This is a genomic window from Runella sp. (assembly GCF_965279615.1).
In the GTDB taxonomy this organism is placed as follows: Bacteria; Bacteroidota; Bacteroidia; order Cytophagales; family Spirosomataceae; genus Runella.
Map to the genome: position 1 here is coordinate 5,671,701 of NZ_OZ257252.1, position 24,986 is coordinate 5,696,686.

The 24,986-nt window shown below is 44.2% G+C and carries 21 protein-coding genes; 12 read left to right on the top strand and 9 right to left on the bottom strand.

Annotation, left to right across the window (positions count from 1 at the left end):
- Positions 1 to 32: 32 nt before the first annotated feature.
- Together ACQY73_RS23810 and ACQY73_RS23815 are read right to left on the bottom strand one after the other, a co-directional pair.
- Entirely contained in the window at positions 33 to 923 is an 891-nt protein-coding gene (locus ACQY73_RS23810) for an SAM hydrolase/SAM-dependent halogenase family protein (protein ID WP_428655767.1), read from the bottom strand.
- An 81-nt stretch (positions 924 to 1,004) separates the two neighbouring features.
- A complete protein-coding gene (locus ACQY73_RS23815) occupies positions 1,005 to 2,216 on the bottom strand; it encodes a DUF1343 domain-containing protein (protein WP_428655769.1) in 1,212 nt (403 codons plus the stop codon).
- Positions 2,217 to 2,441: 225 nt separating this feature from the next.
- Here ACQY73_RS23815 and ACQY73_RS23820 point away from each other — a divergent pair, with 225 nt between their 5' ends.
- Positions 2,442 to 4,064 carry a SulP family inorganic anion transporter gene (locus ACQY73_RS23820; RefSeq protein WP_428655771.1) on the top strand — a complete coding sequence of 541 codons (1,623 nt, stop codon included), beginning with the start codon at positions 2,442 to 2,444 and terminating at the stop codon, positions 4,062 to 4,064.
- A 95-nt stretch (positions 4,065 to 4,159) separates the two neighbouring features.
- Here ACQY73_RS23820 and ACQY73_RS23825 read toward each other — a convergent pair whose 3' ends face one another.
- Complete coding sequence (locus ACQY73_RS23825) at positions 4,160 to 5,143, bottom strand: acyl-ACP desaturase (RefSeq protein ID WP_428655773.1); 984 nt, start codon at positions 5,141 to 5,143, stop codon at positions 4,160 to 4,162.
- Between the two features lie 134 nt (positions 5,144 to 5,277).
- On the opposite strand from ACQY73_RS23825, the gene ACQY73_RS23830 reads away from it, so the two are divergent.
- The 7 genes from ACQY73_RS23830 (at position 5,278) to ACQY73_RS23860 (ending at position 13,337) form a co-directional block, all read left to right on the top strand.
- Positions 5,278 to 6,009: a lysophospholipid acyltransferase family protein gene (locus tag ACQY73_RS23830; protein WP_428655774.1), complete on the top strand. Its 732-nt coding sequence runs from the start codon at positions 5,278 to 5,280 to the stop codon at positions 6,007 to 6,009.
- Between the two features lie 133 nt (positions 6,010 to 6,142).
- Complete coding sequence (locus tag ACQY73_RS23835) at positions 6,143 to 6,475, top strand: hypothetical protein (protein WP_428655775.1); 333 nt, start codon at positions 6,143 to 6,145, stop codon at positions 6,473 to 6,475.
- A gap of 241 nt (positions 6,476 to 6,716) precedes the next feature.
- Positions 6,717 to 8,270: a SulP family inorganic anion transporter gene (locus ACQY73_RS23840; protein ID WP_428655777.1), complete on the top strand. Its 1,554-nt coding sequence runs from the start codon at positions 6,717 to 6,719 to the stop codon at positions 8,268 to 8,270.
- Between the two features lie 47 nt (positions 8,271 to 8,317).
- Positions 8,318 to 9,892 (top strand): SulP family inorganic anion transporter, encoded by a 1,575-nt coding sequence (locus ACQY73_RS23845; RefSeq protein WP_428655779.1) that lies wholly within the window; start codon positions 8,318 to 8,320, stop codon positions 9,890 to 9,892.
- The gene (locus ACQY73_RS23850; protein ID WP_428655781.1) at positions 9,858 to 10,535 is read left to right on the top strand and encodes a carbonic anhydrase; all 678 of its coding nucleotides are present in this window, start codon (positions 9,858 to 9,860) and stop codon (positions 10,533 to 10,535) included. Before ACQY73_RS23845 ends, ACQY73_RS23850 begins: the two co-directional genes overlap by 35 nt.
- Positions 10,536 to 10,785: 250 nt before the next feature.
- Entirely contained in the window at positions 10,786 to 12,009 is a 1,224-nt protein-coding gene (locus ACQY73_RS23855; protein WP_428655783.1) for a peroxiredoxin family protein, read from the top strand.
- A 104-nt stretch (positions 12,010 to 12,113) separates the two neighbouring features.
- A complete protein-coding gene (locus tag ACQY73_RS23860) occupies positions 12,114 to 13,337 on the top strand; it encodes an MFS transporter (RefSeq protein WP_428655786.1) in 1,224 nt (407 codons plus the stop codon).
- A gap of 18 nt (positions 13,338 to 13,355) precedes the next feature.
- Here the strand turns inward: ACQY73_RS23860 and ACQY73_RS23865 are convergent, their stop codons facing one another.
- Together ACQY73_RS23865 and ACQY73_RS23870 are read right to left on the bottom strand one after the other, a co-directional pair.
- Complete coding sequence (locus ACQY73_RS23865; protein ID WP_428655788.1) at positions 13,356 to 13,547, bottom strand: hypothetical protein; 192 nt, start codon at positions 13,545 to 13,547, stop codon at positions 13,356 to 13,358.
- A 330-nt stretch (positions 13,548 to 13,877) separates the two neighbouring features.
- Positions 13,878 to 15,311 (bottom strand): Gfo/Idh/MocA family protein, encoded by a 1,434-nt coding sequence (locus tag ACQY73_RS23870; protein WP_428655790.1) that lies wholly within the window; start codon positions 15,309 to 15,311, stop codon positions 13,878 to 13,880.
- 149 nt (positions 15,312 to 15,460) lie between these two features.
- Between ACQY73_RS23870 and rhaT the strand changes: the two genes are divergently transcribed.
- Positions 15,461 to 16,513 (top strand): L-rhamnose/proton symporter RhaT, encoded by a 1,053-nt coding sequence (gene rhaT / locus ACQY73_RS23875; RefSeq protein ID WP_428655792.1) that lies wholly within the window; start codon positions 15,461 to 15,463, stop codon positions 16,511 to 16,513.
- 70 nt (positions 16,514 to 16,583) lie between these two features.
- Here the strand turns inward: rhaT and ACQY73_RS23880 are convergent, their stop codons facing one another.
- From ACQY73_RS23880 to ACQY73_RS23890, 3 genes are all read right to left on the bottom strand, one after another.
- Entirely contained in the window at positions 16,584 to 17,210 is a 627-nt protein-coding gene (locus tag ACQY73_RS23880; RefSeq protein ID WP_428655794.1) for an ABC transporter ATP-binding protein, read from the bottom strand.
- A 71-nt stretch (positions 17,211 to 17,281) separates the two neighbouring features.
- Positions 17,282 to 18,214, bottom strand: a complete 933-nt coding sequence (locus ACQY73_RS23885) for a sugar phosphate isomerase/epimerase family protein (protein ID WP_428655796.1) — start codon at positions 18,212 to 18,214, stop codon at positions 17,282 to 17,284.
- Between the two features lie 28 nt (positions 18,215 to 18,242).
- Entirely contained in the window at positions 18,243 to 19,100 is an 858-nt protein-coding gene (locus tag ACQY73_RS23890; RefSeq protein ID WP_428655798.1) for a sugar phosphate isomerase/epimerase family protein, read from the bottom strand.
- Between the two features lie 200 nt (positions 19,101 to 19,300).
- On the opposite strand from ACQY73_RS23890, the gene recG reads away from it, so the two are divergent.
- The 3 genes from recG to ACQY73_RS23905 all read left to right on the top strand — a co-directional run bounded on the left by recG (position 19,301) and on the right by ACQY73_RS23905 (position 24,382).
- Entirely contained in the window at positions 19,301 to 21,412 is a 2,112-nt protein-coding gene (gene recG / locus ACQY73_RS23895; RefSeq protein ID WP_428655800.1) for an ATP-dependent DNA helicase RecG, read from the top strand.
- Positions 21,413 to 21,445: 33 nt separating this feature from the next.
- A complete protein-coding gene (locus tag ACQY73_RS23900; RefSeq protein ID WP_428655803.1) occupies positions 21,446 to 21,970 on the top strand; it encodes a hypothetical protein in 525 nt (174 codons plus the stop codon).
- A gap of 78 nt (positions 21,971 to 22,048) precedes the next feature.
- On the top strand, positions 22,049 to 24,382 hold the full coding sequence (locus ACQY73_RS23905) for an ATP-dependent helicase (protein WP_428655805.1): 2,334 nt from the start codon (positions 22,049 to 22,051) through the stop codon (positions 24,380 to 24,382).
- A gap of 10 nt (positions 24,383 to 24,392) precedes the next feature.
- Here ACQY73_RS23905 and ruvA read toward each other — a convergent pair whose 3' ends face one another.
- Positions 24,393 to 24,983 carry a Holliday junction branch migration protein RuvA gene (gene ruvA, locus ACQY73_RS23910; RefSeq protein ID WP_428655807.1) on the bottom strand — a complete coding sequence of 197 codons (591 nt, stop codon included), beginning with the start codon at positions 24,981 to 24,983 and terminating at the stop codon, positions 24,393 to 24,395.
- Positions 24,984 to 24,986: the final 3 nt, after the last annotated feature.

The following is a 24,986-nucleotide window of genomic DNA, read 5'->3' on the forward strand; positions in this document are numbered from 1 at the left end:
TAACCGAAAGTGTTTTCAAAACTTTCCAAGTCTCATTTTTCCACTCTTACTTTCCACTCCGGGCCGCTTTTTACACCGTATTTTGTAGAGAAATCGCCCATATTGACGGCAAAGGAAAAATTCATCAGGCTGTTGAAGTAACTCATATTTTGCCCTTCGGGCACTTCACCAAATGTATTGGCAAAAGGCATTTCGCCTTGAAAAACCTGTTTGTCGCTTTGCCATACCGTTATTTTTACTTTTTGACCGGCTGCAATGTTCAGTTTTTTGAATAGATCGGCGGGGATATTGGTCCAAACATTGCCGTACTGTATATCCAATATCGGAATATTGCCCACAATGGCGTTGCCTTCAAGTACAGGCTTTTGGAAAGGGATTTTTACTACTTCATTGGGAAGGCGTTTACCGACTTTTGCGAACGTAATAAATCCCGCTGCTAACCGCGCCGCTGTGTAGGCGTATACATCACGGCCGTGAAATGTGTAAGAGTTTTGTGAATTTCGCCGACGATTGATGGCTTCGTCAATTTCGCGTATTTCCTGAATACCCAACGACTCGGCAATCAGCGTCAGACTGCCATTGTCGGGGCCCACAAAGTAATGTCCGCTTTTGGTTTTCAGGACAACAGACTTACGTTCAGTACCTACGCCGGGGTCTACTACCGATACAAAAATGGTGCCTTCGGGCCAATAAGGCGCGGTTTGCTCCAGTCGATAGGCAGCTTCCCAAATGTTGTAGGCGGGTATTTCATGCGTCAGATCAAAAATTCGGATCGTTGGATTCACGCCCATCACTACACCTTTCATGGCCGATACCGCGCCGTCTTTTAAACCAAAATCGGTTTGAAAAACAATGGTTTTGGGTTGGGCGAATAGGGAAAATGGAACTAAAAAGAGGAAGACAAGGGCAGTAAAGTTTTTCATAAGGTTTAATTCTTTAGTTAATATAGTATTTGTCATGCTGAAAGCATCTATTGTAACTCATTGAGATATTTGTAGACCCTTTCAGGGTGACAAAAGGCGGTGAAAAAATGGAGAAAAAAGCTTTTCCTTCGTCAATACCTGCGTCGATTGAATCCATTCATTTTCATGATATTGCAGTGAATCAACGGTAGCTTTCAGTGTTTCTTTCCCTTGCACAAAGTCAATTAATAATTCATCGCCGACCAATATCTCCAACGCGGTTCTTATGTTGCCTTTTTCATAAGGGCCTTCTCGCCAAAGGTTGGGTAGGTGTTCATTCATGATTCGAAGTAACAATAAACTGCTTAGCAGTGAATGATTCGGCGCATTGGACGCCAAATGTACCTGAAAGCCGCAACAAAGCTCATTGGCATATTTATGAAAGGTCGGGATGAATTGCAACGGACGCAACACATAATTGATCCAAGGCAAATGATCGGTCTGTAACTCAAAGTCCCGTTTGATTTGCTGAAGCTTTTCCCACGACAAAGAAGGCGCGCCGACGATCTCAAAAGGGCGCGTTGTGCCTCGCCCTTCGCTGAGGTTGGTTGCTTCAAACAAACATTGTCCGCTGTAAAGTTGGGCTGTTTGCAGAGAAGGAAAATTGGGTGAAGGAAAAATTTGAAAGAAAAAATCCTTCGACGAAGGCGCAACAAGGGTTAACTCAAATGAACCTTGATAAAATCTTTTTAGCCAACACGCCAATTCGCCCATCGAAAGGCCATGTCGGTGTGGTAAGCCTGCATGACCGATAAAAGAACTGAACAACGCAGGTAATGCTGAGCCTTCTACCTGTCGGCCCGCAGGATTGGGGCGATCAATAACCCATAATCGTGGTTGTGAGGGCATCCCGGCAAAGGTTGCTATCAAATAGGCCAATGAGGTAGTGTAGGTAAAATAACGACATCCAACGTCTTGAATATCAACGATAATATCGGTAAGAGACGCCAGTGCTTCAGGAGCTACGCGGAGACTTTCTTCGGTTTTGCCGTATAACGATACAAACCGGACATGCTCGGCCAGTGGGTGGTATACGGACAACGATTCAACAGGTTCCTGATCCTGAAGTTCGGAAAACAGGCCATGTTCGGGCACAAACACCGTTTGTAAGACGTTTAATTCTGCCAAGACTTCAATAAAGTATTGCCGTTTTTCAAATACAAAAGCGGTTTGATTACAAAACAACCCTACCTGAGCAGAGCCTTTTTGCTGTAGTAAATTAAGAAGTGTTTGAAAAGATACCGGCGGGTGCATGGGTTGTCGTTAATGAAAGGCAAAGGTACAATTCTTATGGTTTACAGGATTTGGAAAAGTTTATGACAAAAGTCAAAAATCATAAAAAAATATGCGTCGAAAAAGCTGTTTTCGGTAGGAATAAAATGATCGAAAGTCGCTTTTAATCTCCTTTTAATCTGCCCTTAATATCCGTTTAATGCCTGATAAAGAGTTTTGTGGTGTTAAAATCAAGCATTCTGCATCATGAAATCGAAACAAAGCATTTTTGACAGCTTACAGGCCCATTGGAGCAAGGATTTATTGTCAGGTTTTTTAGTATCGCTGATCGCATTACCGTTGTGTTTGGGTATTGCGGGAGCAAGTAATTTTCCTCCTATTATGGGTGTTATGACTGCCGTGGTTGGTGGAATCATAGTTGCCTTTTTCGCCGGTTCCGAATTGACCATCAAAGGTCCGGCAGCAGGTCTGATCGTGATCGTAGCAGGGGCTGTTGACGAGCTTGGTAAAGGTGATATGGACTTGGGCTGGAAATTAGCTTTAGGTGTAATCGTTATCGCGGGTTTGATTCAAATCGTTTTAGGCTTGTTGAAAGTTGCGAAACTGGCCGACTTTTTCCCGCTTTCAGCCGTGCACGGTATGTTGGCCGCCATCGGTATCATCATCATGTCGAAACAACTACACTTAGCGGTTGGGACTGCCCCTTCCGAAATGAAGGGTAAAGAGCCGCTTGAATTGCTTGAAATGGTGCCTCACAGTTTGGCGCACATGGAATATCACATCGCCATCATCGGCGGTATCAGTTTGGTGATTTTGTTTGGATGGCAATACCTGAAAATCAAAGCCTTGAAAAAAGTACCTCCGGCTTTGATCGTATTGATCGTTGGAGTGCTTCTGGGACAATACTTCCACTTGACTGATCCTAACTATAAAAATCTTAAGCCTCTGGTAAATCCCGGTGATTTCTCGTTTAACCTGAATGTTAATTTCGGTGCGGTCACAAATCCTGAGTTACTTCCTATTTTCTTCAAATACCTTTTGATGTTTGTGCTTATTGGCAGCCTTGAATCATTATTGACCGGTCGCGCCATTGACTTGATCGACCCTGAAAAACGTAAATCTGATTTAAGTAAAGACATTATGGCCGTAGGAATCGGTAACACGATCTCAGGTTTGTTGGGAGGTTTGCCGATGATCTCTGAAGTGGCACGTAGCTCAGCCAATATCAACAACGGTGCTAAAAGCCGTTGGGCCAACTTCTTCCACGGTATTTTCCTTTTGTTGTTTGTGGTTTTGTTAGTGCCTGTTATCAAGATGGTTCCGGTGGCTTCGTTGGCAGCCATGCTTATCTTTGTTGGTTTCCGTTTGGCGTCACCTAAAGAGTTTGCACACATCTACCATATTGGTAAAGAGCAGCTTACTATCTTTTTAATTACCATCATTACCACCATTGCTACTGATTTACTGATTGGTATTGCCGCCGGTATTTTGACGAAATTTATCATTCAATTGGCGCTGGGAGTCAGAGTGAGCGATATTATCAAATCACGTTTTGAACTTCAGGAAAAAGAATTGGGGGTATATCAATTGAATGTAAACAACGCAGCGGTTTTTGCCAATTACCTTAAATTGAAAAGCCTGTTACAAAAAGTTCCGGACGGCAGTTCATTGGTTATTGACTTTTCGAAAGCCTCTTATGTAGACCATACGGTCGCAGATAACCTTAATAATTTCAGAAGAGATTTTGAATCGAAAGGTGGTTCGTTGACCCTGCGTGGTTTGGATCATCACGAAAGCCTTTCAGAGCACCCATTGGCAGCGCGTCGTTTGCCTAAGCACTTACGTAAGAATGCGGTTGAAATCGCATAAAATTAAAAGATGAGATTATATGCTAACAAAAAAGCAGTGAATTGTTCACTGCTTTTTTTTGGTATAGATAAGAAAGAAATTTTGGAATGATCGGCTTAATACGCTGATATCCAACTGAAGTTGTAATCCAAGTTAGGCACTTTCGTACGTTCTGCCACCCGTCTCAAACGCGTTGGCAACGCCATCAAATAATCTCTTGCTTTTTCACCGGCTTCATTCAGGCCGCCGATCTTGTCGATTTTCCAATCTTTAAGTAATGAGTCCATGATCTCAATGTAATCGTAGGTAGTATAGACTCCTATGCGTTGGGCAGCATCAGAATAATGACTGAAGGTTTCGCCGATCTTAACGCCTGTTTCGCGCAGGAAATGCGCCGGCATTACGATTTTCTTACGCATCATGTCTTCAAACGCCAACATCATTTCGGAAGAATCCACTTCAAATATGCGTTCTACAAATGCTTTGTACGCTTTGGCATGGCGCATTTCATCGGCGGCAATAACGCCGCACATTTTTGACAATAACGTGTTGCCATACTGTTTGGCCAACGTAGCGGTACGACGATGCGAAATATTGGTGGCTAATTCCTGAAAAGAAGTATAGACGAAATTGCGGTAAGGGTCAGTGCCTGTTTCAATATCAAACCCATCGGCAATTAAGTATTGCGTCGATAATTCCATAGCACGCATATTTACACGCCCGGAGAGGTACAAATATTTGTTCAATAAATCGCCGTGGCGATTCTCTTCGGCAGTCCAGGCACGTATCCATTTTGTCCAACCCTGCTGCGGATCTTGCTGATTTACACCTTCTACGGTCATTAGCCAGGATTCATACGTGGGGAGTGCTTCTTCGGTAATGGTATCACCAACCAACACCGCGATGTAATCGTAAGGCAACTCGCGCGCTGCTTCCTGAAGGAGTTTTATGTCTGTCAGAAAGTTTTCGTCGGTCGAGCTTGGCAAAAAATCGGAAGGCTGCCAAAGGTCTTCTATGGGTTTCAGAAATTCGTAAAAGATCGAATCGATCTTTTGGCCGATGAATTTCATAACCTCTATACGGGTGGATGGAAGTTGCATGATTTAAAACGTTTAACTAAAAATAGAACGAAATTGGGCCGAAGGTACGCATTATTTTAGCAAAATTCCTGATGTGCCGATTTAGGAATGTTTGATTAATTTTGGCGTTGAAAAGATTTCTTTCCCACAATTACATGAAAAAAATAATAGATTACATTCTCAGCGGCATTTACTTGATCTATTTTGGCTTGACCTTAGTGGTATTCCACGTCATACAAGTGATTTGTTTTCATTTCTTCAGTCGTAAAACACACCAAAAATCAGTTCATTGGCTGAATGGTTTTCTGTTGCATGGATTATGGTTGCTGGGAACACGCCTGCATTATGAAGCAAAAACAGAATTGCCCGCAGATCGGCCCGTTATTTTCATTGCCAACCACCAAAGTATGTTTGACATCGTGGGCATGATCTGGTTTTTGCGAAAAAGCTATCCCCTTTTTGTATCAAAAATTGAATTAGCCAAAGGCATTCCGAGCATTTCCTATAACTTACGAAAAAGTGGTGCCGCGCTTATTGACCGAAAAGATGGAAAACAAGCCATCGTAGAAATTGCCCGTTTGGGTAAATTGATCGAAGAAACGAAGTTTTCTGCCGCGATCTTTCCCGAAGGAACACGCTCGCGTACGGGGGAACTTAAAACCTTTGCCACAGGCGGTGTTGGGATTCTGGTCAAGAAAGCTCCTCATGCTTTGGTGGTACCTGTGGCCATTAAAAATACGGGAAAAATGAACCCAAAAGGCATTTTTCCACTTAGTAGCTTAGAGAGGTTGTCGTGGGTGGTACTGCCGCCCATAGAACCAAAAGGAAAAAGCGTAGAAGAAATTGTGGAATTGGCTAAAACGGCTATTCAGAAAGAAATCAGTTGAAATTGCATAATAACTCGAAATCAGAAACGCTTTATTCTCACCAGTTGAGTTAAATAGTGTTTGAAAATTAAAAAATATAGTATCATTTTTGCATCAAATGAAGTTGTAATTGCCACTAACGCAAAGCCGGTCAATGAATTACGCAAGAGTATTCTTATTGATTCTTTTTAGTTCTCTTATAGGACTAATGGCGATCCTTAAGCCTGCATTTGCGAATGTAAAAAAACAAATTGCCCTCGAAAAACGGGCCGACTCTTCCTGCCCTGATTCTGAAAATGACTGCCCCTTTGACGAAGAAAATGCTGAAGGAGAAGGTGATTCAGAAGGCGGCGACGAACTTGAGGCATTGTCGTATCCTATTTTCAATGTACCGATTTTAAAAAAGTCGTCTATCAATTTTACCTACCGTATGCTCATTCCGGAGCATTTTACCTCTATTTCGATTCCTCCTCCCGAAAGCTGCTAAATGCTTTCCGTACTGTACTCATTCCTTTTAGCGTCTGCTGTTCAATGCTTTTATTGAGTAATTAATTTACTCATAATTAAGCTGTTATTGTATTTGACGATAAGTGTTCAGCATAACTCATTTGGACAGACACAACTAAGTCACAGGCATTGCCGGTCTGCTTTTGGAAAGCGGGATGCAATTCCTGTTCTCCATTATTTTTTACAATCAACTATAGAATTCACTTACGTCAATTAATAAAATGAAACACCTGCTGAATGACTTAAAACAAGATTTACCCGCCGGCTTAGTGGTGTTTTTAGTGGCCTTACCCCTTTGTTTAGGAATCGCTTTGGCGTCGGGCGCGCCGCTTTTTTCAGGAATTATTACCGGTATCGTAGGAGGAATTATAGTGGCACTGGCCAGTGGTTCGCCCGTGAGCGTGAGCGGTCCTGCGGCCGGGCTTACCGTAATTGTACTTAATTCGATCCAGCAATTGGGTTCTTACGAGCTGTTTTTGCTGGCAGTTGTAATGGCGGGTATTATTCAGGTAGTGTTAGGCTATCTGAAAGCGGGAATTATCGGCCATTATTTTCCTTCGAGTGTCATTAAAGGCATGTTGGCCGCCATCGGCCTGATCCTCGTATTCAAACAAATTCCTCATGCGTTGGGGTATGACAAAGACAGCGAAGGGGACTTTGTGTTTTTTCAGGTAGATGGCGAAAATACTTTTTCTGAAATTTTAAATGCCATTAATTTCCTTCACCCGGGTGCCATCATCATTGCAGCTATTTCGCTGTCGATCCTGATCGCTTGGGATAAACCCTTCTTAAAAAAATATACATTTTTCAAATTTGTACCCGGCGCGTTGATAGTAGTTTTGTTGGGAATTGGGTTAAACGAATTCTTTAAGCTAACGTATCCCATACTGGCCTTGGAAAATGATCACTTGGTCAAACTGCCGGTAGCAAATTCAGTCAAAGAATTTATTGGACAATTTACCCTGCCCGACTTTGCAGGCCTACGCAATTTTAATGTGTATATCATTGCGATCACCATTGCGATTGTGGCGAGTTTAGAGTCGCTGTTAAGTGTAGAAGCTGCCGATAAACTTGATCCTTATAAGCGTAATACTCCCACCGATCGTGAATTAAAAGCGCAGGGACTGGGAAATATCGTGTCGGGATTGATCGGAGGCCTTCCCCTGACGGCAGTAATCGTTCGCAGTTCGGCCAATATCAATTCGGGAGGTAAAACCAAAAAATCGGCGATCATTCATGGGTTTTTGCTGTTGATCAGTGTCGTTGGTTTTGCAGGTTTATTGAACAAAATTCCGTTGGCGTGTTTGGCGGCGGTACTTTTGGTGGTAGGGTATAAACTCGCCAAATTATCCTTGTTTAAGACGATGTATGCGTTGGGTTGGGAGCAGTTTATTCCTTTCATCGTAACCATTGTTGCCATTTTGTTTTCGGATCTGTTGAAAGGGATCGGCATCGGAATGGCAGTTTCCATCTTCTTTATTTTACGCAACAACTACAAACGGGCGTACTATTTCATGAAAGAAAAACGCCATGAAAGTGAGACGATTACGATTCAATTGGTAGAAGATGTAACATTCATCAACAAAGGAGTGATCACCTTGACATTGGATAAACTGCCGGCCAATTCACACGTGATCATTGATGGTACAAAATCGCACAATATTGATTTGGACGTGCTCGAGATCATTCACAATTTTAAAGAAACTGCCATCCTGAGAGGAATCAAATTAGAGCTGAAAGGCATTCCTGAATTCAAAGGTGTTGCAGGACATTAATGGCGTAATTTTCTTAGTACTCATTTCTTAATTATGACTGCTTGCTTATGACTTTAAAGTATTTAAATAAAGATTTTTCGGCAGGTTTGGCGGTATTTCTTGTAACACTGCCTTTATGCCTCGGCATTGCCCTTGCGTCGGGAGCGCCCCTTTTCTCGGGGCTTTTGGCCGGGGTGGTCGGCGGAATGGTGGTGACCTTATTCTCGGGCTCAGAGGTGACCATCAGTGGCCCGGCGGCGGGGCTTACCATCATTGTTTTTGACAGCATCCAACGGTTGGGCAGTTATCCTAATTTTTTGATGGCTGTGGTACTTGCCGGAATCATTCAGTTTTTGCTGGGATGGCTAAAAGCAGGAAGACTCAGCAGTTTTGTGCCTTCCAGCGTAATCAGCGGCATGTTGGTGGCCATTGGGATTGTGATTGTTCTGAAACAGATTCCGCACGCTTTGGGCTGGGATGCCGATTACGAAGGAGAATTTGAGTTTTCCCAAGCCGATCATCGCAATACATTTTCAGAAATTCTTGAAGCACTAAATCATCCAGCTATGGGCGCTATTATAATAAGTGTCATTTGTTTAGGACTTATTATATGGTGGAGTTATTTGGAGAGAAGAGGGATTCAATTCTTTAAGACAATCCCCGGCGGAGTAGTGGTAGTTTTGGCGGGAGTGTTGCTCAATCAGGCGTTTCGGTTATGGATTCCTGAATTGAGTTTGAAAGAATCAAGCCACATGGTACGCGTTCCTATCATTCGCGATTGGGAAGATGCCAAAGCAGCCTTTAACTTTCCGGCTTTGGAAATTTTAACCAATTCGCAAGTGTATATCTCAGCGCTTACGCTTGCAATTGTGGGAAGTATAGAATCGCTTTTTAGCTTGGAAGCGGCTGATAAACTGGATTTGCAGCGCCGGATATCATCACCTAATCAAGAATTGAAAGCGCAGGGGATCGGCAACATAGTTTCGGGGCTTATCGGAGGTTTACCGCTGACGGTGGTGACGATTCGTACATCAGTTAATATTTACAGCGGCAGCAAAACCCGCCTTTCGTCGTTCATTCATGGACTTTTGATGCTGTTAGCGGTCATTGCCATTCCCCGATGGCTCAACTATATTCCGTTGGCCTGCTTAGCTGCCCTGCTTATTTTCGTAGGATATCGACTGGCAAAAATTGCCGTTTTCAAGAAAATGTATCAGGAAGGGCTTAACCAATTTATTCCTTTCATCATTACGGTCATTGCCATTGTATTCACTGATCTGTTGATCGGGCTGACCATTGGGCTGGTCGTGGGAATGGCATACGTTGTTTATACCAACAATCTGTCGGCTATCAGCGTAGGCAGAGACAAAGAAACGGTCTTGATCTGGTTCAAAAAAGATGTGTCCTTTTTAAATAAAGCGCACTTGAAAGAAGTATTGGCCTCCTTAAAATCCGGTGATTATGTGTTTGTAGACGGAGTGCGCGCTCATTTTATTGACCACGATATTTATACAACACTGGAAGAATTTCAGGAAGATGCTCCTTTACGGGGAATACAGGTAGAATTTAAGGGAATAACCCGTCGTAAAATCTCAAATCGAAAATCAAATGCAAGCATACAAAAAACTCTTATTAGCGAATAAATCATGGGCTGCGGAAAAGCTCATGCTCGACGAAAACTATTTTGAGGAATTGGCCGCTGACCAAAAACCCGAATTTCTTTGGATCGGTTGCGCTGACAGCCGTGTACCCGCCAATGAAGTAACGGGAACGGCCCCGGGCGAACTTTTCGTGCATCGTAACGTGGCTAACTTAGTGATTCATACCGACATCAATATGTTGAGTGTATTGCAATACGCGGTAGAGGTCTTGAAAGTTAAACACATACTTGTAGTAGGCCATTATGGATGCGGAGGCGTAAAAGCTTCCATGACCAACAAAGATTTTGGGTTGATTAACAAATGGTTACGTAATATTAAAGAGGTATACGAAAAACATGAAACGGAACTGAACAGTATCGACGTTGAACAAAAACGTTTTGATCGTTTGGTTGAGCTGAACGTGATCGAGCAGGTAAACAACTTGGCTAAAACGACAATCGTGCAGCGTTCATGGCATCAACGCCAATACCCTCATTTGCATGGTTGGGTGTTTGATCTGCATACCGGCCTTATTAATCCAATTACGGAAGTGCTTCCCGGCGCGGAAATTTCGCCTATTTATCGTTACGATTTTGAAGAAGCAAAAAAGCCGGAAGACGATTTGGCGGGAGAATACAAACATTAGAAGTCTTCATAACCCCACCCGACCCTCCCCTCTTAGGGAGGGGAATTCAAAGTCCCTCCCTAAGAGGGGAGGGATTTAGGGTGGGGTTCACATAGAAAGAGAGTTTGCGCCAACCGGCCAAACTCTCTTTTTTAATTTAGGATAAAAAAATGTGAGGCGAGCCGGTATTGAAAATGCAATAAAATGTTGTTAAGCCAACTTTTCTAAAAAAAAGCTTGTTCACTAAAAATCACCCATCATAACAAGCTAAATGAAAAAAATAGCCTCTACATTACTTGCTCTCAGTACTTTCTTTGTCGGCTTCGGCCAAACCAACATTCCTAAAAGCACTTGGCGTGCAGCCCTTCAGCGGGGCGCGTATGATTTGCCATTCGGGCTGGAGATCAATCCTAAAGCCAATGGTAAGTACGAAGTTTTTGTCTTGAACGGCTCCGAGCGCCTTGCCATGGACGAAGCCTACATGGAAGGCGATTCATTGCACATTCCGATGCTGATCTTTGATTCGGACTTGGTTGCCAAAGTATCGGGAAATCAATTGACCGGTTCATGGAAGAAAAACCGTAACGGCACTTGGGTATCCGTGCTTCCTTTCAAAGCACAAAAAGGAGAACCGTATTTATTTGCCAAAACTCCTGCCAAAACAACGAAGAACGTTACGGGCAAATACGCCACTTATTTTATTCGCCCGCAGGGGAAAGATTCGACCTTCGCAGTAGGAATTCTGGAACAAAAAGGGACAAAATTGGCAGGAACTGTACTCACCCCAACGGGCGATTACCGCTACCTGGCAGGTGATGTTGTGGGCGATAGTCTTTTCATGTCATGCTACGATGGTTCGCACGCGTTTTTGTTTCGGGCGGCTATTTTGCCTTCAGGCACTATTCGCGGCGGTATGTGGTCGGGAATTTCAGGGTATCAGCCTTTTGCTTCTTACCGCGACGAAAAAGCGGCGTTGCCTCCACCTACGGCACTTACCTATTTGAAACCGGGTTTTGAGTCGTTGGAATTTAGCTTTCCGGATACCAAAGGCAATATTATTTCTTCGAAAGACGAGCGGTTTAAAGGCAAAGTAGTGGTGCTGCAACTTTCCGGTTCCTGGTGCCCTAACTGCATGGACGAAACGCGATTTATGGTGCCTTGGTACGAAAAAAATGCTAAACGCGGCGTAGAAATAGTAGGTCTAATGTTTGAACGTTCACCGGAAATGAAAGTGTCAGGACCAAAAATTGATTACATGGGCAAACGTTTCGGCGTGCCTTATCCATTGCTTTTAGCGGGAACGAATGATGCCAATGCGAGTAAATCGCTTCCTGCGCTCAACAAAGTGGCCGGCTATCCTACCACTATTTTTATCGACAAAAAAGGACGCGTGCGCGAGATCCACACGGGTTTTTCAGGCCCGGGCACCGGCAAATACTACGATCAGTTTATTGAAGATTTCAATGCTTTAATTACTAAGTTGTTGAGTGAATAGTTTTTTAGTAAACCATATAAGGCATTTAAGGAAATATAAGTTTTATATGACCTAATATGCCTTATATGGTTCATTTCTTAGTTTGAATAAACAGCCACAAATGAATGACTTCTAAAGAAAAATTACTTCTCTTCGTGTTGGCGTGTCTGAATTTCACGCACATTATGGATTTTATGATCATGATGCCGCTTGGCCCTCAGTTAATGCGGTATTTCGATATTTCTCCCCAACAGTTCAGTTTATTGGTATCGGCTTATAGCTTCAGCGCCGGGCTTTCGGGCTTTTTTGTAGCCTTTATTGCTGATCGCTTTCCTCGAAAGCATATCATGCTGACCGCTTACACAGGCTTTGTGGTGGGTACGTTGGCTTGTGCCGTGGCTCCTACCTTTGGCTTATTGATAGCGGCGCGCACATTGGCGGGTGTTTTTGGCGGAGTATTGGGCGCACAGGTGATGTCGGCCGTAAGCGATGTGTTTGAATATGAACGCCGTGCGAGTGCAATGGGTGTTGTTATGACGGCATTCTCGGTGGCTTCGGTAGTAGGTGTTCCGTTGGGATTATACTTAGCTTCGACGTTTAGTTGGCATGCACCGTTTTGGTTTGTAGGTATTATAGGAATTGTGGTGATTGGCTTGATCTGGAAATACATCCCTCGTTTGGATGGTCATTTATCGGACCGAAATAAAGTCAAACATCATCCTTTTGAAGCTGTTACGAATATTTTGCGTGAACCCAACCAATTGCGGGCGTTGTGGCTGACGACCACTATTATGCTCGGCCATTTCAGCATTATCCCCTTCATTGCACCATTTTTAACGGCTAATGCAGGTTTTAGTGAAAGTAATTTATACCTGATCTATGCCGTGGGTGGCGCTTTGACGCTCTTCACCGCGCCGCAGGTAGGGAAAATTGCCGATCAAAAAGGGAAATACCCCGTTTTTGTAGTGTTCGCATTGCTTTCGATGATACCGATGTGGCTCATTACAAATTCAACTTCCAATAACCTATTTGCGGTCTTGGGAACGGCGGCCATTTTCTTTGTTTTTTCCAACGGCCGTCTGATTCCGACGCAAGCCATGACAGCTTCTGTAGTGTTGCCGCAGCAACGCGGAAGTTTTATGGCCATCAATACTTCTTTGCAATTATTGATGCAATCGGTAGCAGTCTATTTTGCCGGTTTGGTCATTCAAAAAACCTCTGACGGCAAACTTTTGCACTACGATTGGGTTGGCTACGCGGCCATGCTGTTTATCTTTTTCAGCATTTTTATTGCCAAAACAGTAAAACCGGTTGATGCTAAGCGAGTAGAGGAAGTAGTGGTGGAGTAGATATGGTGAATTTTCGTATTACAAAGGCAAATCAATAGTGATTTTTGAAGTTTCAATTTGATGATGTTTTTTCTCATATTCTTCTATCATTGCTCCAAGAATATCAGCTTCATCACTTTCCGGAGTACCAACAACTGCATCGAAGATTTTCTCCATTCTTTTCAACTTTATAAAGTAATCGGTTTCGGTTTTTATAGGTTTGATATCCATAGTTGTTGAGTCTTAAATCGTGTTTGCGTCAATCTTATTATAGTTTGAGTGTGTACCAATGAATCGAATAAATATTCATTGTTTCTCAAAATTAAATTTTGCTACTAACCGATAAGTGTTGCTTTTTAAAAATAATTCTCCTGTTAACTGTCGAACGATTCGCTGGTCGGGTTGTGAGCAACCCTCTGCACAAAGAGTGTGTTCCTGTGCAGAGGGTTGCTCACAACCCGACCTTTAGAACAATACTTTTCTTGTAAAACCTGACAACTTTTGCTTGACTACTTAAAATAGATTTTGCATCAAAAAGACGCTTTCAGCGTGACAAAAAAGTTACGTCCAACCTTCGCGATACTGCCGTTTTACAAAGGCGTTGGCAGCGTCGAAATTGGTGATCTTCATATTGGCTCCATCCCATAAAAGGCGTTTACGGCCGGTAAATTTGCCGTTTTCCTGATGGAGGTAGCTTCGTACGGCAAGATTGCCCATAAGTACAATTTCGGCCAACGGGCCTGCTTCGGCAAAGGATGAACTGGTGTAGGTGCCGAAACCGGCTTTACACGCTTTTACCCATTGCTGTTGGTGGCCATTGGTATCACCTTCTACCAAGGGGCGGGTAGGTTCGGGGAATTTTACCTGCTGTAGTTGTCCTTTGACAAATAACTTAGGATTATTGCCGAAAAGCTCACAGGAAAGCACACCTTTTGTTCCGATAAACATCACCCCCCCATCTACACTGGCAAATACTTTTTCGTAATCGCAGCCTTCGGGGAGTTTGGGGCGAATACCGCCATCATACCACGAAAGGCTCAGTTCGGGGTATTTTTTGGAACTTGGGTTCGGAAATTTGAGATGAATAGACGTGGCTTGCGGACCAACATCATTAAAGAAGGATTCCTTGAAAAAGTCAGCGTATACTGAACTGGCCGAGCATTCGACCGAAGTTGGATAACCCAATTTGAGCGCCCGGAAAGGTACATCCATAAAATGGCAACCCATATCGCCGAGAGCGCCCGTACCAAAATCCCAGTAGCCGCGCCAACGGGTAGGCATGTAGGCTTCGTGGTACTCACGGTAGGGAGCGGTGCCTAGCCACAGATCCCAGTCCACTTCGGCAGGAATGGGCATGGTTTCTTTTCGGTCTTTCGGAGACTTCACGCCTTGCGGCCACACAGGACGGTCGGTCCATACTTCAACGGTATGCACTTCACCGATCATGCCCGATTGCACAATGGCTTCGGTCTGGCGCGTGCCTTTGCCGCTGGAGCCTTGGTTGCCCATTTGGGTCACGAGTTTCTTTTCCTTTGCAAGTTGTGTCAACATTCGTGCTTCCCAAATGTCGTGCGTGAGGGGTTTTTCGAGGTAAATATGTTTTCCCAACTGCATGGCGGCACTGCCAATGACATAGTGCATGTGGTCGGGAGTGGTAACCAACACAGCATCAATGTTTTTGGCTTCTTTTTCCAATAACTTTCTGTAGTCTTTGTAATAGGGCGCATTGGGAAATTTCTCGCGGAATTTTTTGGCTTGACGATCATCCACGTCGCAAAGCGCAACGATGTTGTCGGAGCCGTTATTGAAAGCTGACGTAATATTAACATTAGCTTTACCACCGCAGCCAATGGCCGCGATGTTGAGTTTGTCGCTGGGAGCTACAAAGCCTTTGCCCAACACGTGGCGCGGCACGATCATAAATCCGGCCGCAGCCAAGGTACTTCCTTTTATAAAACCCCGGCGGTCAAGTGCTTTTTTGTCTTTGGAATTCATAGGCGTAAGGATGAAGAATTTAGTAAAAAAGGAGGTCGGCCTCCGTTTTTACTTGCAAGTTGTTTCTAAACAGGAGAGTACAGGGTGAAGGTAGAAAAAGGCTTGGTGTATCTTTCCACAAAAAAGACATAGTACTAAACCCTTTCATCATGCAGGTTTTATTTGGTGTTATTTATCACTTTATCGGCGGGTTTGCTTCCGGTAGTTTTTATATTCCTTACAAAAAAGTACGTGATTGGTCGTGGGAGAGTTATTGGATCGTGGGCGGGTTGTTTTCCTGGTTATTGGCACCATTTGTCGCCGCATATTTGACAGTTCCCAATTTTATGGACATTATTCGCAATACCGACAGTACTACCTTATTTTGGACATATGTATTAGGTGTCTTGTGGGGTATCGGCGGACTTACTTTTGGGTTAACTATGCGTTATTTGGGCATGTCGCTTGGTATGGCCATTGTCTTGGGTTTTTGTTCAGCGTTTGGGGCGTTAATTCCGCCCATTTACCGCGATCTGTTTACCGATGCTACCAAAGGGACGTTTTCAAGTATGCTGGCAAGTACGGGCGGACAAATCGTCTTATTGGGTGTAGCGGTCTGTTTAGGAGGGATTTACATTTGCGGAAAAGCAGGTGTAATGAAAGAAAGCGAACTTTCGGACGCCGAGAAAAAGGAAAGTGTTAAAGAATTTGATTTTTGGAAAGGCATTATTGTAGCGACTATTTCGGGCGTGTTGAGTGCCTGTTTCAACTTTGGAATTGAGGCCGGAAAAGTAATGGCCGAGGCCGCTTTGGTCAACGGAAGTAACCCTTTATTTCAGAACAATGTCATTTTTGTGCCGCTGTTGTGGGGCGGACTTACGACCAACTTTATCTGGTGTATGATCTTGAATACACGTAACAAAACTTTCGGCGATTATACCAACGCCAAAGCGCCGCTCCAAACCAATTATATCTTCTCGGCCATTGCGGGGACTACATGGTTTTTGCAGTTCTTTTTCTACGGTATGGGCGAAAGCAAACTCGGAAACGGCGCCAGTTCGTGGATTCTGCACATGGCGTGTATCATCATTGTGTCCAACGTTTGGGGAATTTACTTCAAAGAATGGAAAGGTGTTTCTTCCGCAACGTATCGAACCATTATTCTGGGCATTGCTACCGTTATTCTATCCGTCTTCATTGTAGGAATCGGTAACTACTGGTAGCATTCCGCGTTTATAGAACATACTTTAGAGGTTGGGCAAAATTCATTGTCCGACCTCTGTCATTTTTATTCTATCGTGCCGGTTTGTAATCACCTACGTTGATGATTTTATCACAAAAATCGTATTCGGCCGGTACGTTGGAACAGATCAATAGCAATTGATTGGAGCCTAAACGCTGAACTTCATCGCGGTACCAGGCAGACCATTTGGCGTCGAGATTGGAGGTAGGTTCATCCAGCATTACGACGGGTACATCAGAATAAAAAGCCAACGCCAATTTGAGTCGTTGCTTCATGCCCGATGAGAAATACTTAATGGCTTTGTCTTTGGAAGTGTCTAATTCAAGGCGTTGGAGAAGTTCGCTGTTAGAAATCCCGGCCTTGAATGGCTTAAATCCCGCGTGAAAATCAAGTAATTCGACCAAACTAAATTCTTCGATCAACTCAAGATAAGGCGCAGCAAGCACGATTTGTCGGTACCAATCATCTTCGTCGATGGCCTTTTGCGGTAATTGATAAATTATTTTTCCTTCCGTAGCGGGCATTACGCCCGAAATCACTTGCAGCAAGGTGGATTTTCCGCTGCCGTTGGGGCCTACAAATGTATAACTGTGTCCGGCGTTGAGTTCAAGGGTAACATCTTTGAAGATCCATTCGCGGTTAAAACGCTTGCCCAGCCGGTCAATGATGATTTGCATAAACAACTTTGTAAAAGGCTGCATGCCATAGACACACAGCCTCAATTCTGAAATTTCGACAAAGTTATCAACTAAAGTTTTGCTTCAGCCCACCATTGTTTAAATATCACTAAATCTTTTTTCATGGCACTCAGCAATTCCTGACTGCTGATGGTAAGTTTTTTAGCGCCGTTTTCGGCACCGCCCAACGGATATTCGTAGTGCATCGTAATGGGAGTGATCAAGCCGTGTTGCTTAACCATTTCCAGATATTTAGGCCAGTTGACCAACCCTTCGCCCAACGGACAGCCTTCTTTGACCCATTTATTGTTTTTCTTTTCCCAAACAAAGTCTTTAATGGCAATGGATTTGACATGAGGAGCAATCAGCTCAAACCCGGTTTGCCATGAACCGCTCGCTTCGTAGGTGGCGTGGTTGATGTCGTATTGACAACCCAAGTAGGGGGAATTGATCTTTTGGAGAATTTGCTGAATATCCCAAATAGCGGCCCCCAAGTAGTTGCCCGAGTGGTTTTGGTATTGCCCGATCATCCCGTATTTTTCGTTCAATTGTGCCAATGCTTTTAACTTCACCGCATTGGCTTCCATTTGAGCAGGAATACTTTTCTTCAGATCATAGGGATACCAGCCCATGCGATAATGTTTGATACCGAGTGATTTAGCGGTTTTTAAAATGCGCTCGTTTAGGGCGTCGGCTTCCAGTGTCGCCGTTACCATCATCGGAATTTCGAGCTTGTGTTTTTTGAACGCTTCGACCGCTTTGGGCAGGTCTTCTTCCACGCGCTCGGGTAAAACGTGCCCTCCCGGCCGAACCGTCAGATCAATGCCATTAAAGCCCAGTCCCGCAATGGTTTCGGCGAGTTGGTCGTAGCCTTCGATCCATTGGAACATCTTGGAAAAGACAAAGATCTTAGGCGTATCGGCCGTTGGTATAGTGGGCATGGCTTGCAGCGTAAAAGCCGCACTGCCGGCAAGGGTTGTTCCGATAAATTCACGACGGTTCATAAGGATAGTATTTGTGGTGATTCTGTTATTAACCGAAAATCTTTTTTGCATAACTCACATTTTGCGGATACGTTTCATCAACGCTTTTGCCTTTGGGCTGTGACCATTCGATCTGTGCCCAGCCTTTATAACCTGATTCGTCGAGTAATCCTTTAATGCGCGGCCAATCCATTGTGCCTTGCCCGAGCATGAATTCATTGTCTTTCAGGTGGATCTCGCAGATCAGTTTACGTTTACCCAATAGCGGAATCTCCTGAAAAATATCGTAGCCTGCATCGGCTGAATTGCGCGGATCATAATACACCTGCAAATTGGGCGAGCCTACCGCCTCAATGATCTCGATGTGTTCGGGCGCGCTCAGGTACGATTCAATGCCTAAGATGATACCCTGTTTTTCGGCTTTGGCAGTAAGTGGTTTTAAACGTTCGATGACCACTTTTTTGCCGGCATCGTCTTTCCGCAGATCACCGTTTCCGAAAAAAGCCAAAAGGATTACATTTGTTCCTAACGCTTTGGCGGCATCAATGCTGCCGCTGATCCAATCGACGGTTTTGGCTTCGGATTTGAGGGGTACTTCGTTGAGCATTCCAATCGCCAAACTGGCAATTTTGACACCGGTACGTTTGGAAGCGGCCAATATTGCCTGTTGACTTTCGAAACGGGACAAGTAATTTTCATCGGTTTTGGAGTTATAACTTACCTGCACTCCTTCCAATCCTATTTTTTTTGCGTAATCAAACGCCTCGGGATTACAGTTCAGGCGTAACGACCAATCGCAGGCGCCGATTGAGTAATTACTCTTGGTTGGCAGGCTGAAAGCATCTTTTGCGCTCAACACAGCTGTGCTTAATAAAGAAAGATGAGAAATGGCTTCACGACGGTTCATTGCATCAAACAATTAGTGGAAAACTCATTTCTGATAAAACGTAAGTTTGTTGGAAAAATACTGTTAAAGGCCTATTTTTACTTTAAAATCTCCTGCTGTATTTTTGTCAAACTGACAGTTCGCTGCTACAAAAGCATCTGCTTTTACTTTTGAACGTTGACGGTAGACCCTTGCAGGGTGACAAAATTAGGAATGTGTCCATGAACCAACGAACCACCACTAATTTCTTTGATACAAAAATTGAGTTTTTGAAAGGTGTAGGCCCTCAACGGGCCGTTACGCTCAACAAAGAACTCAATATCTTTACCTTTGGGGATCTGATCCAATATTACCCGTTTCGCCACGAAGACCGCAGTCGTTTTCACCGCATCAATGAGCTGACCGAAGAACTGTCGGCGGTGCAGCTGAAAGGACGTATCCGGAGCATGGTTGTGGTAGGAGAGGGGTATAAACGCCGTTTGACCGTTGAGTTTACTGACGGCACCGGCGTAGTTGAATTTGTTTATTTTCAGAGTATTGACTGGCACCTTAAGCATTTTAGAGAAGGCGGCGAATACATAGCGTACGGAAAGCCGCAACGCTATGGACAACGCTTCAATTTCAGTCATCCCGAAATTGAAACCATTAATCCCGAAAACGAAAATGGAGGGTATTTTCAGCCGGTATACAATCTGACCGAAACCCTGCGGAAAAAGCATCTTGATAGCCGCTTTTTGAGTAAAGTAATGCGCGTACTGCTGGAGCAGGCTACGCCGCATTTTCGGGAAACATTGCCGGAAGAATTGGTGCGGAAATTCAGGCTGTTTTCCAAAACGGATGCCATGTGGAACATCCATTTGCCGGAGAGCGAAGCAGCGCTGAATCAGGCGTTGCGACGGCTCAAATTTGAAGAACTGTTTTATAATCAATTACGATTGATCAAAAACAAGATCCTTCATAAGACCGAATATCCGGGACAAATTTTCTCGAACCTTGAACTGGTGAAGAGGTTTTATACAGAAGGCAGCATGCCTTTTGACTTGACCAATGCTCAAAAGCGAGTACTGCGCGAGATTCATGAGGATTTGAAAACGGGCAAACACATGAACCGCCTGTTGCAGGGAGATGTGGGTAGCGGTAAAACAATCGTAGCATTCATTGCGATGTTGATGGCCATTGGCAACGGAGCACAGACCTGTATCATGGCTCCCACCGAAATTTTGGCTGATCAGCACTATCGTGGCCTGAAAGGTTTTGCGGAAGCTTTGGGATTAAAAATAGCCTTACTGACGGGTTCCACAACCAAAAAAGGCCGTAAGCTGATCTTTCCCGATCTGGCGGATGGCAATATTCATATCATTGTCGGAACGCACGCTCTGCTCGAAGATCCTGTTCAATTTAAAAATCTTGGACTTTGCATTATTGACGAACAGCACCGTTTTGGCGTAGCCCAACGCGCCAAATTGTGGGCCAAAAATCCAACGATTCCACCGCATATATTGGTCATGACGGCCACGCCCATTCCGCGTACGCTGGCGATGACGCTCTACGGAGATTTGGACGTGAGTGTCATTGATGAGCTGCCGGCAGGACGTAAACCCATCAAAACCGTACACCGCTACGACCAACATCGCTTGAATGTTTTTAGCTTTCTGCGCGAAGAGATCAAAAAAGGCCGGCAGATATACATGGTGTATCCGCTCATTGAGGAGTCGGAAAAACTGGATTATAAAGACCTGATGGATGGCTATGAGAGTGTTTCCCGGGCATTTCCGGAATACCACGTCAGTATCGTTCACGGTAAAATGCTGGCCTACGAAAAAGACGATGAAATGCAGCGTTTTGTGCGGGGAGAAACCCAAATTATGGTAGCTACCACCGTAATTGAAGTAGGGGTAAACGTGCCGAATGCGAGTGTAATGGTGGTGGAAAGTGCCGAACGTTTTGGCCTCTCGCAGCTGCATCAGTTGCGTGGGCGCGTCGGTCGTGGGGCTGAACAAAGTTTTTGTGTATTAATGACGGGCGTAAAACTCAGCAAGGACACACGCCTGCGAATTGAGACGCTTTGCCAAACAAATAACGGTTTTGAAATTGCCGACGTAGACCTCAAACTTCGCGGTCCCGGCGATCTGTCGGGAACGCAGCAGAGCGGTTTGCTGGATCTTTTGATCTCTGATCTGGCCAAAGACGGCGAGATTTTAAAGGCGGCTCGTGCCGCTGCCGAAAGCATTCTGAATGAAGATCCCACTTTTATTCTCCCCAAAAACGAGCCGATCCGTACGCACGTTGATTCATTGCGTAAAGAAGAAACCAACTGGAGTCGGATCAGTTAAGCGATTAGTGCCGATTATAAATTAAACCTTTCTATGAATTATCTCAAAGCCCTTATTCTGATTTTGTTTTTTCAAAATTTTGCTATTGGGCAGAATAAGCGACCGGATGAATTTATAGAATTTAAGGATGTTTGGATGATTAATAATTGGGAAACTCCATGGATAATTGATCTTGACGATAATGACGCAAAGCTTCTATTCAATGCAGTATTTGATAAAGACAGTATAGGGTCTTTCGTTATAAATTTAAACTATACTTGTCCTTGTACGCCTGCTTTGGATAGAAGTAATGAAATAAAGCGTATAACTGAGGATCAATTCTATTATCAGGCAGATTACACCTATACATCATATACGTTGGAAGCACCAAAAAAGAAACGGATGGGCAAGATAATTCCTGTACAACTATGGGTTAACAGAGCAAATCATAAAGTGATTTTGAAGATAAATGACAAAATAGTTGCTGATGAGGAAGCTCATTTTTCTATTGGATTTTCTATTAATCCTATTGTCCAGAAAAACGGCACAGCACTTCCTTCGGCGGCTTCTATTCACTAAAAATGGATTTTTAGTTGCCCTAACGTACTTTCCTCTAACTTTGCAGTAGAGTTAGAATTATTAAACTTGTAGATACAAATGGCAGGGTATTTAAGCGGATTGAACGAACCACAGGCGCAAGCTGTTACGCACGGCGAAGGGCCTTTGATGATCATTGCGGGAGCGGGTTCGGGAAAAACGCGTGTGTTGACACTTCGTATTGCGCACCTTATAGAAAACGGCGTAGATCCTTTTCGAATTTTATCGTTGACCTTTACCAACAAAGCAGCGGGCGAGATGCGCGAGCGGATCGAGAAAGTGGTTGGTTCTGAGGCGCGTAACATTTGGATGGGAACCTTTCACGCCGTTTTTGCAAAAATGCTGCGCATTGAAGCACGCTATTTAGGCTATACTTCTGATTTTTCCATTTATGATACAGATGACTCCAAATCGCTCATCAGGAGCATTGTCAAAGAGTTGAATCTGGACGATAAAACCTACAAACCCAACGTCGTTTTTAACCGTATTTCAGGTGCAAAGAACAACCTGATTTCGGCGGACGACTATTTGGCAAATAAACTTTTCAGAGCCGACGACGAAGCTGCCAAACTTCCCGAAATCGGGCGTTTGTACAAGGCGTATACTACGCGCTGCTTTCAGGCCAACGCGATGGATTTCGACGACCTGTTGTATAATACCAACGTTCTGTTTCGCGATTTTCCCGAAGTATTGAATAAATACCAACACAAATTTCAATACGTATTGGTGGATGAGTTTCAGGATACCAACGTAGCTCAGTACCTCATTACCAGAAAGTTGGCGGCAGTTCATCGTAACATTGCCGTAGTGGGTGACGATGCCCAAAGTATCTATGCCTTTCGCGGGGCCAATATTCAGAACATTCTCAATTTCGAGAAAGATTTTCCCGAGGTAAAAGTGGTCAAGCTGGAGCAAAACTACCGCTCTACGCAGACCATTGTCAACGCGGCCAACTCGGTCATTGCCCGCAATAAAGCACAATTGAAGAAAAACGTTTTTACGGCCAACGAAGAAGGTGTACTAATTGACGTGGTCAAGGCGAGTTCGGACAATGAGGAAGGGCGCTTGATCGCTTCGGCGATTTTTGAGGAGAAAGTAAACAAAGGACTTCGCAATACTGATTTCGCGATTTTGTACCGCACCAATGCCCAATCACGTTCGTTTGAAGAGGCTTTGCGTCGGCAAAATATTAAATATCGAATTATTGGCGGACTTTCGTTTTATCAGCGCAAAGAGATCAAGGATCTATTGGCCTACCTGCGGTTTGTGGTAAATCAAAGTGATGAGGAGGCGTTTAAGCGTATCATCAATTTACCAAAACGCGGAATCGGAGATACAACCGTGGCCAAAATCGCGGTGACGGCTGCTGAAAATCAAGTACCCGTTTGGGAAGTGGTTGCCAATATTACCAAATACATCTCGGGACGCGCTGCTACGCCGATTGAGAGTTTTGCCATACTTATCAAGAGTTTTAAACTGTTGATCGAAGAAGGCAAAGATGCCTATACTGTTGCGGCTCACGTTGCCAAAACATCGGGCATTTTGAAGGAATTATACGAAGACAAGACCGTGGAAGGTTTGAGCCGTTACGAAAACGTGCAGGAATTGCTGAACGCCATCAAAGAATTTGTGGATAATCCTGATAATGAGGACAAAACCATCAGCTCTTTTCTGCAAACAGTTTCGCTGCTAACCAACGCTGACGAATCTGACGACGGCGATACCGACCGCGTAACGCTCATGACGATTCACGGAGCCAAGGGCTTGGAGTTTAAGAACGTGTATGTGGTGGGGTTGGAAGAAGGGCTTTTTCCGAGTCAAATGATGCTCGAAAAACGTGAAGATCTGGAAGAAGAACGCCGCTTGTTTTACGTAGCGATTACGCGGGCCGAAGATAAACTTACCTTCTCCTACGCGGAAAGTCGCTACAATTGGGGACGATTGAATATGTGTGAACCAAGTCGTTTTTTATACGAAGTTGATCAGCGTTTTTTAACAACTTCGAAAGGGCGCCGTTCGGGAGGATTTGACGATTATCGCAATAACGTCGAGCCAACAGGCATGAATTTGATTCGAAAACAAGGTGCGACGTCAGGAAACGGACAAAAATCCGGTAGCGACGGAAGCCCTACCACGCCGGCAAGTAAACTGTCAAGCGGCCAACGACCAAGCACGCAGGCGACGAGCGTGCCGCAGTCTGCTTCGACTGACTTTGTGGCGAGCGATACTTCAACGCTGGAAGAAGGCAATCGGGTAGAACATCCTAAGTTTGGCAAAGGAACGGTCAAGAAAATGGACATCAACGGCACAGATCGCAAAGCCGTGATTCAGTTTGATACGGTTGGAGAGAAAACGCTCCTATTGAGTTTTGCAAAACTGCGGATCTTGCGGTAACGATTTGTAACTACCGTAATGCCAACTTGATCAATTGCTCAACCGTGATTTGGTCGCCTTCGCGTTTGATGATGGTATCTACACTCTTTTCGGCGGTAGGTTTTGGAATGCCAAGCATGGTTAAAGCTGCAATGGCTTCGCTTCTTACCTGACTGTTTGCACTCATAAAGATATTGGGTTGAGAAGAAGTAAGCCCTTCTTTCTTCATCTTATCTTTCAAATCAATGATAACCCGTTGCGCTGTTTTCCCACCAATTCCTTTGATGGTCTGGATCAACTTTACATCTTCATTGACGATGGCATTTTTGATTTCAAAGGCCGATAAAGAAGACAGCATGATCAGCGCAGTAGCAGCTCCCACGCCCGACACGCTGATCAAATCCAGAAACAGTACCTTTTCGGTAGGTTCGGCGAAACCATAGAGCACATGAGCATCTTCCCTGATTTGTTGATAAGTGATTACCTTACAGACTTCTCCGGGATTGGGCAGTGCTGCGTAGGTTTGCAAAGAAATCTTTACTTCATAACCAACCCCGCCTACATCCATGATGATATAAGCGGGGTCTTTATGTGCGAGTTTGCCGTTTAAATAAGCGATCATATT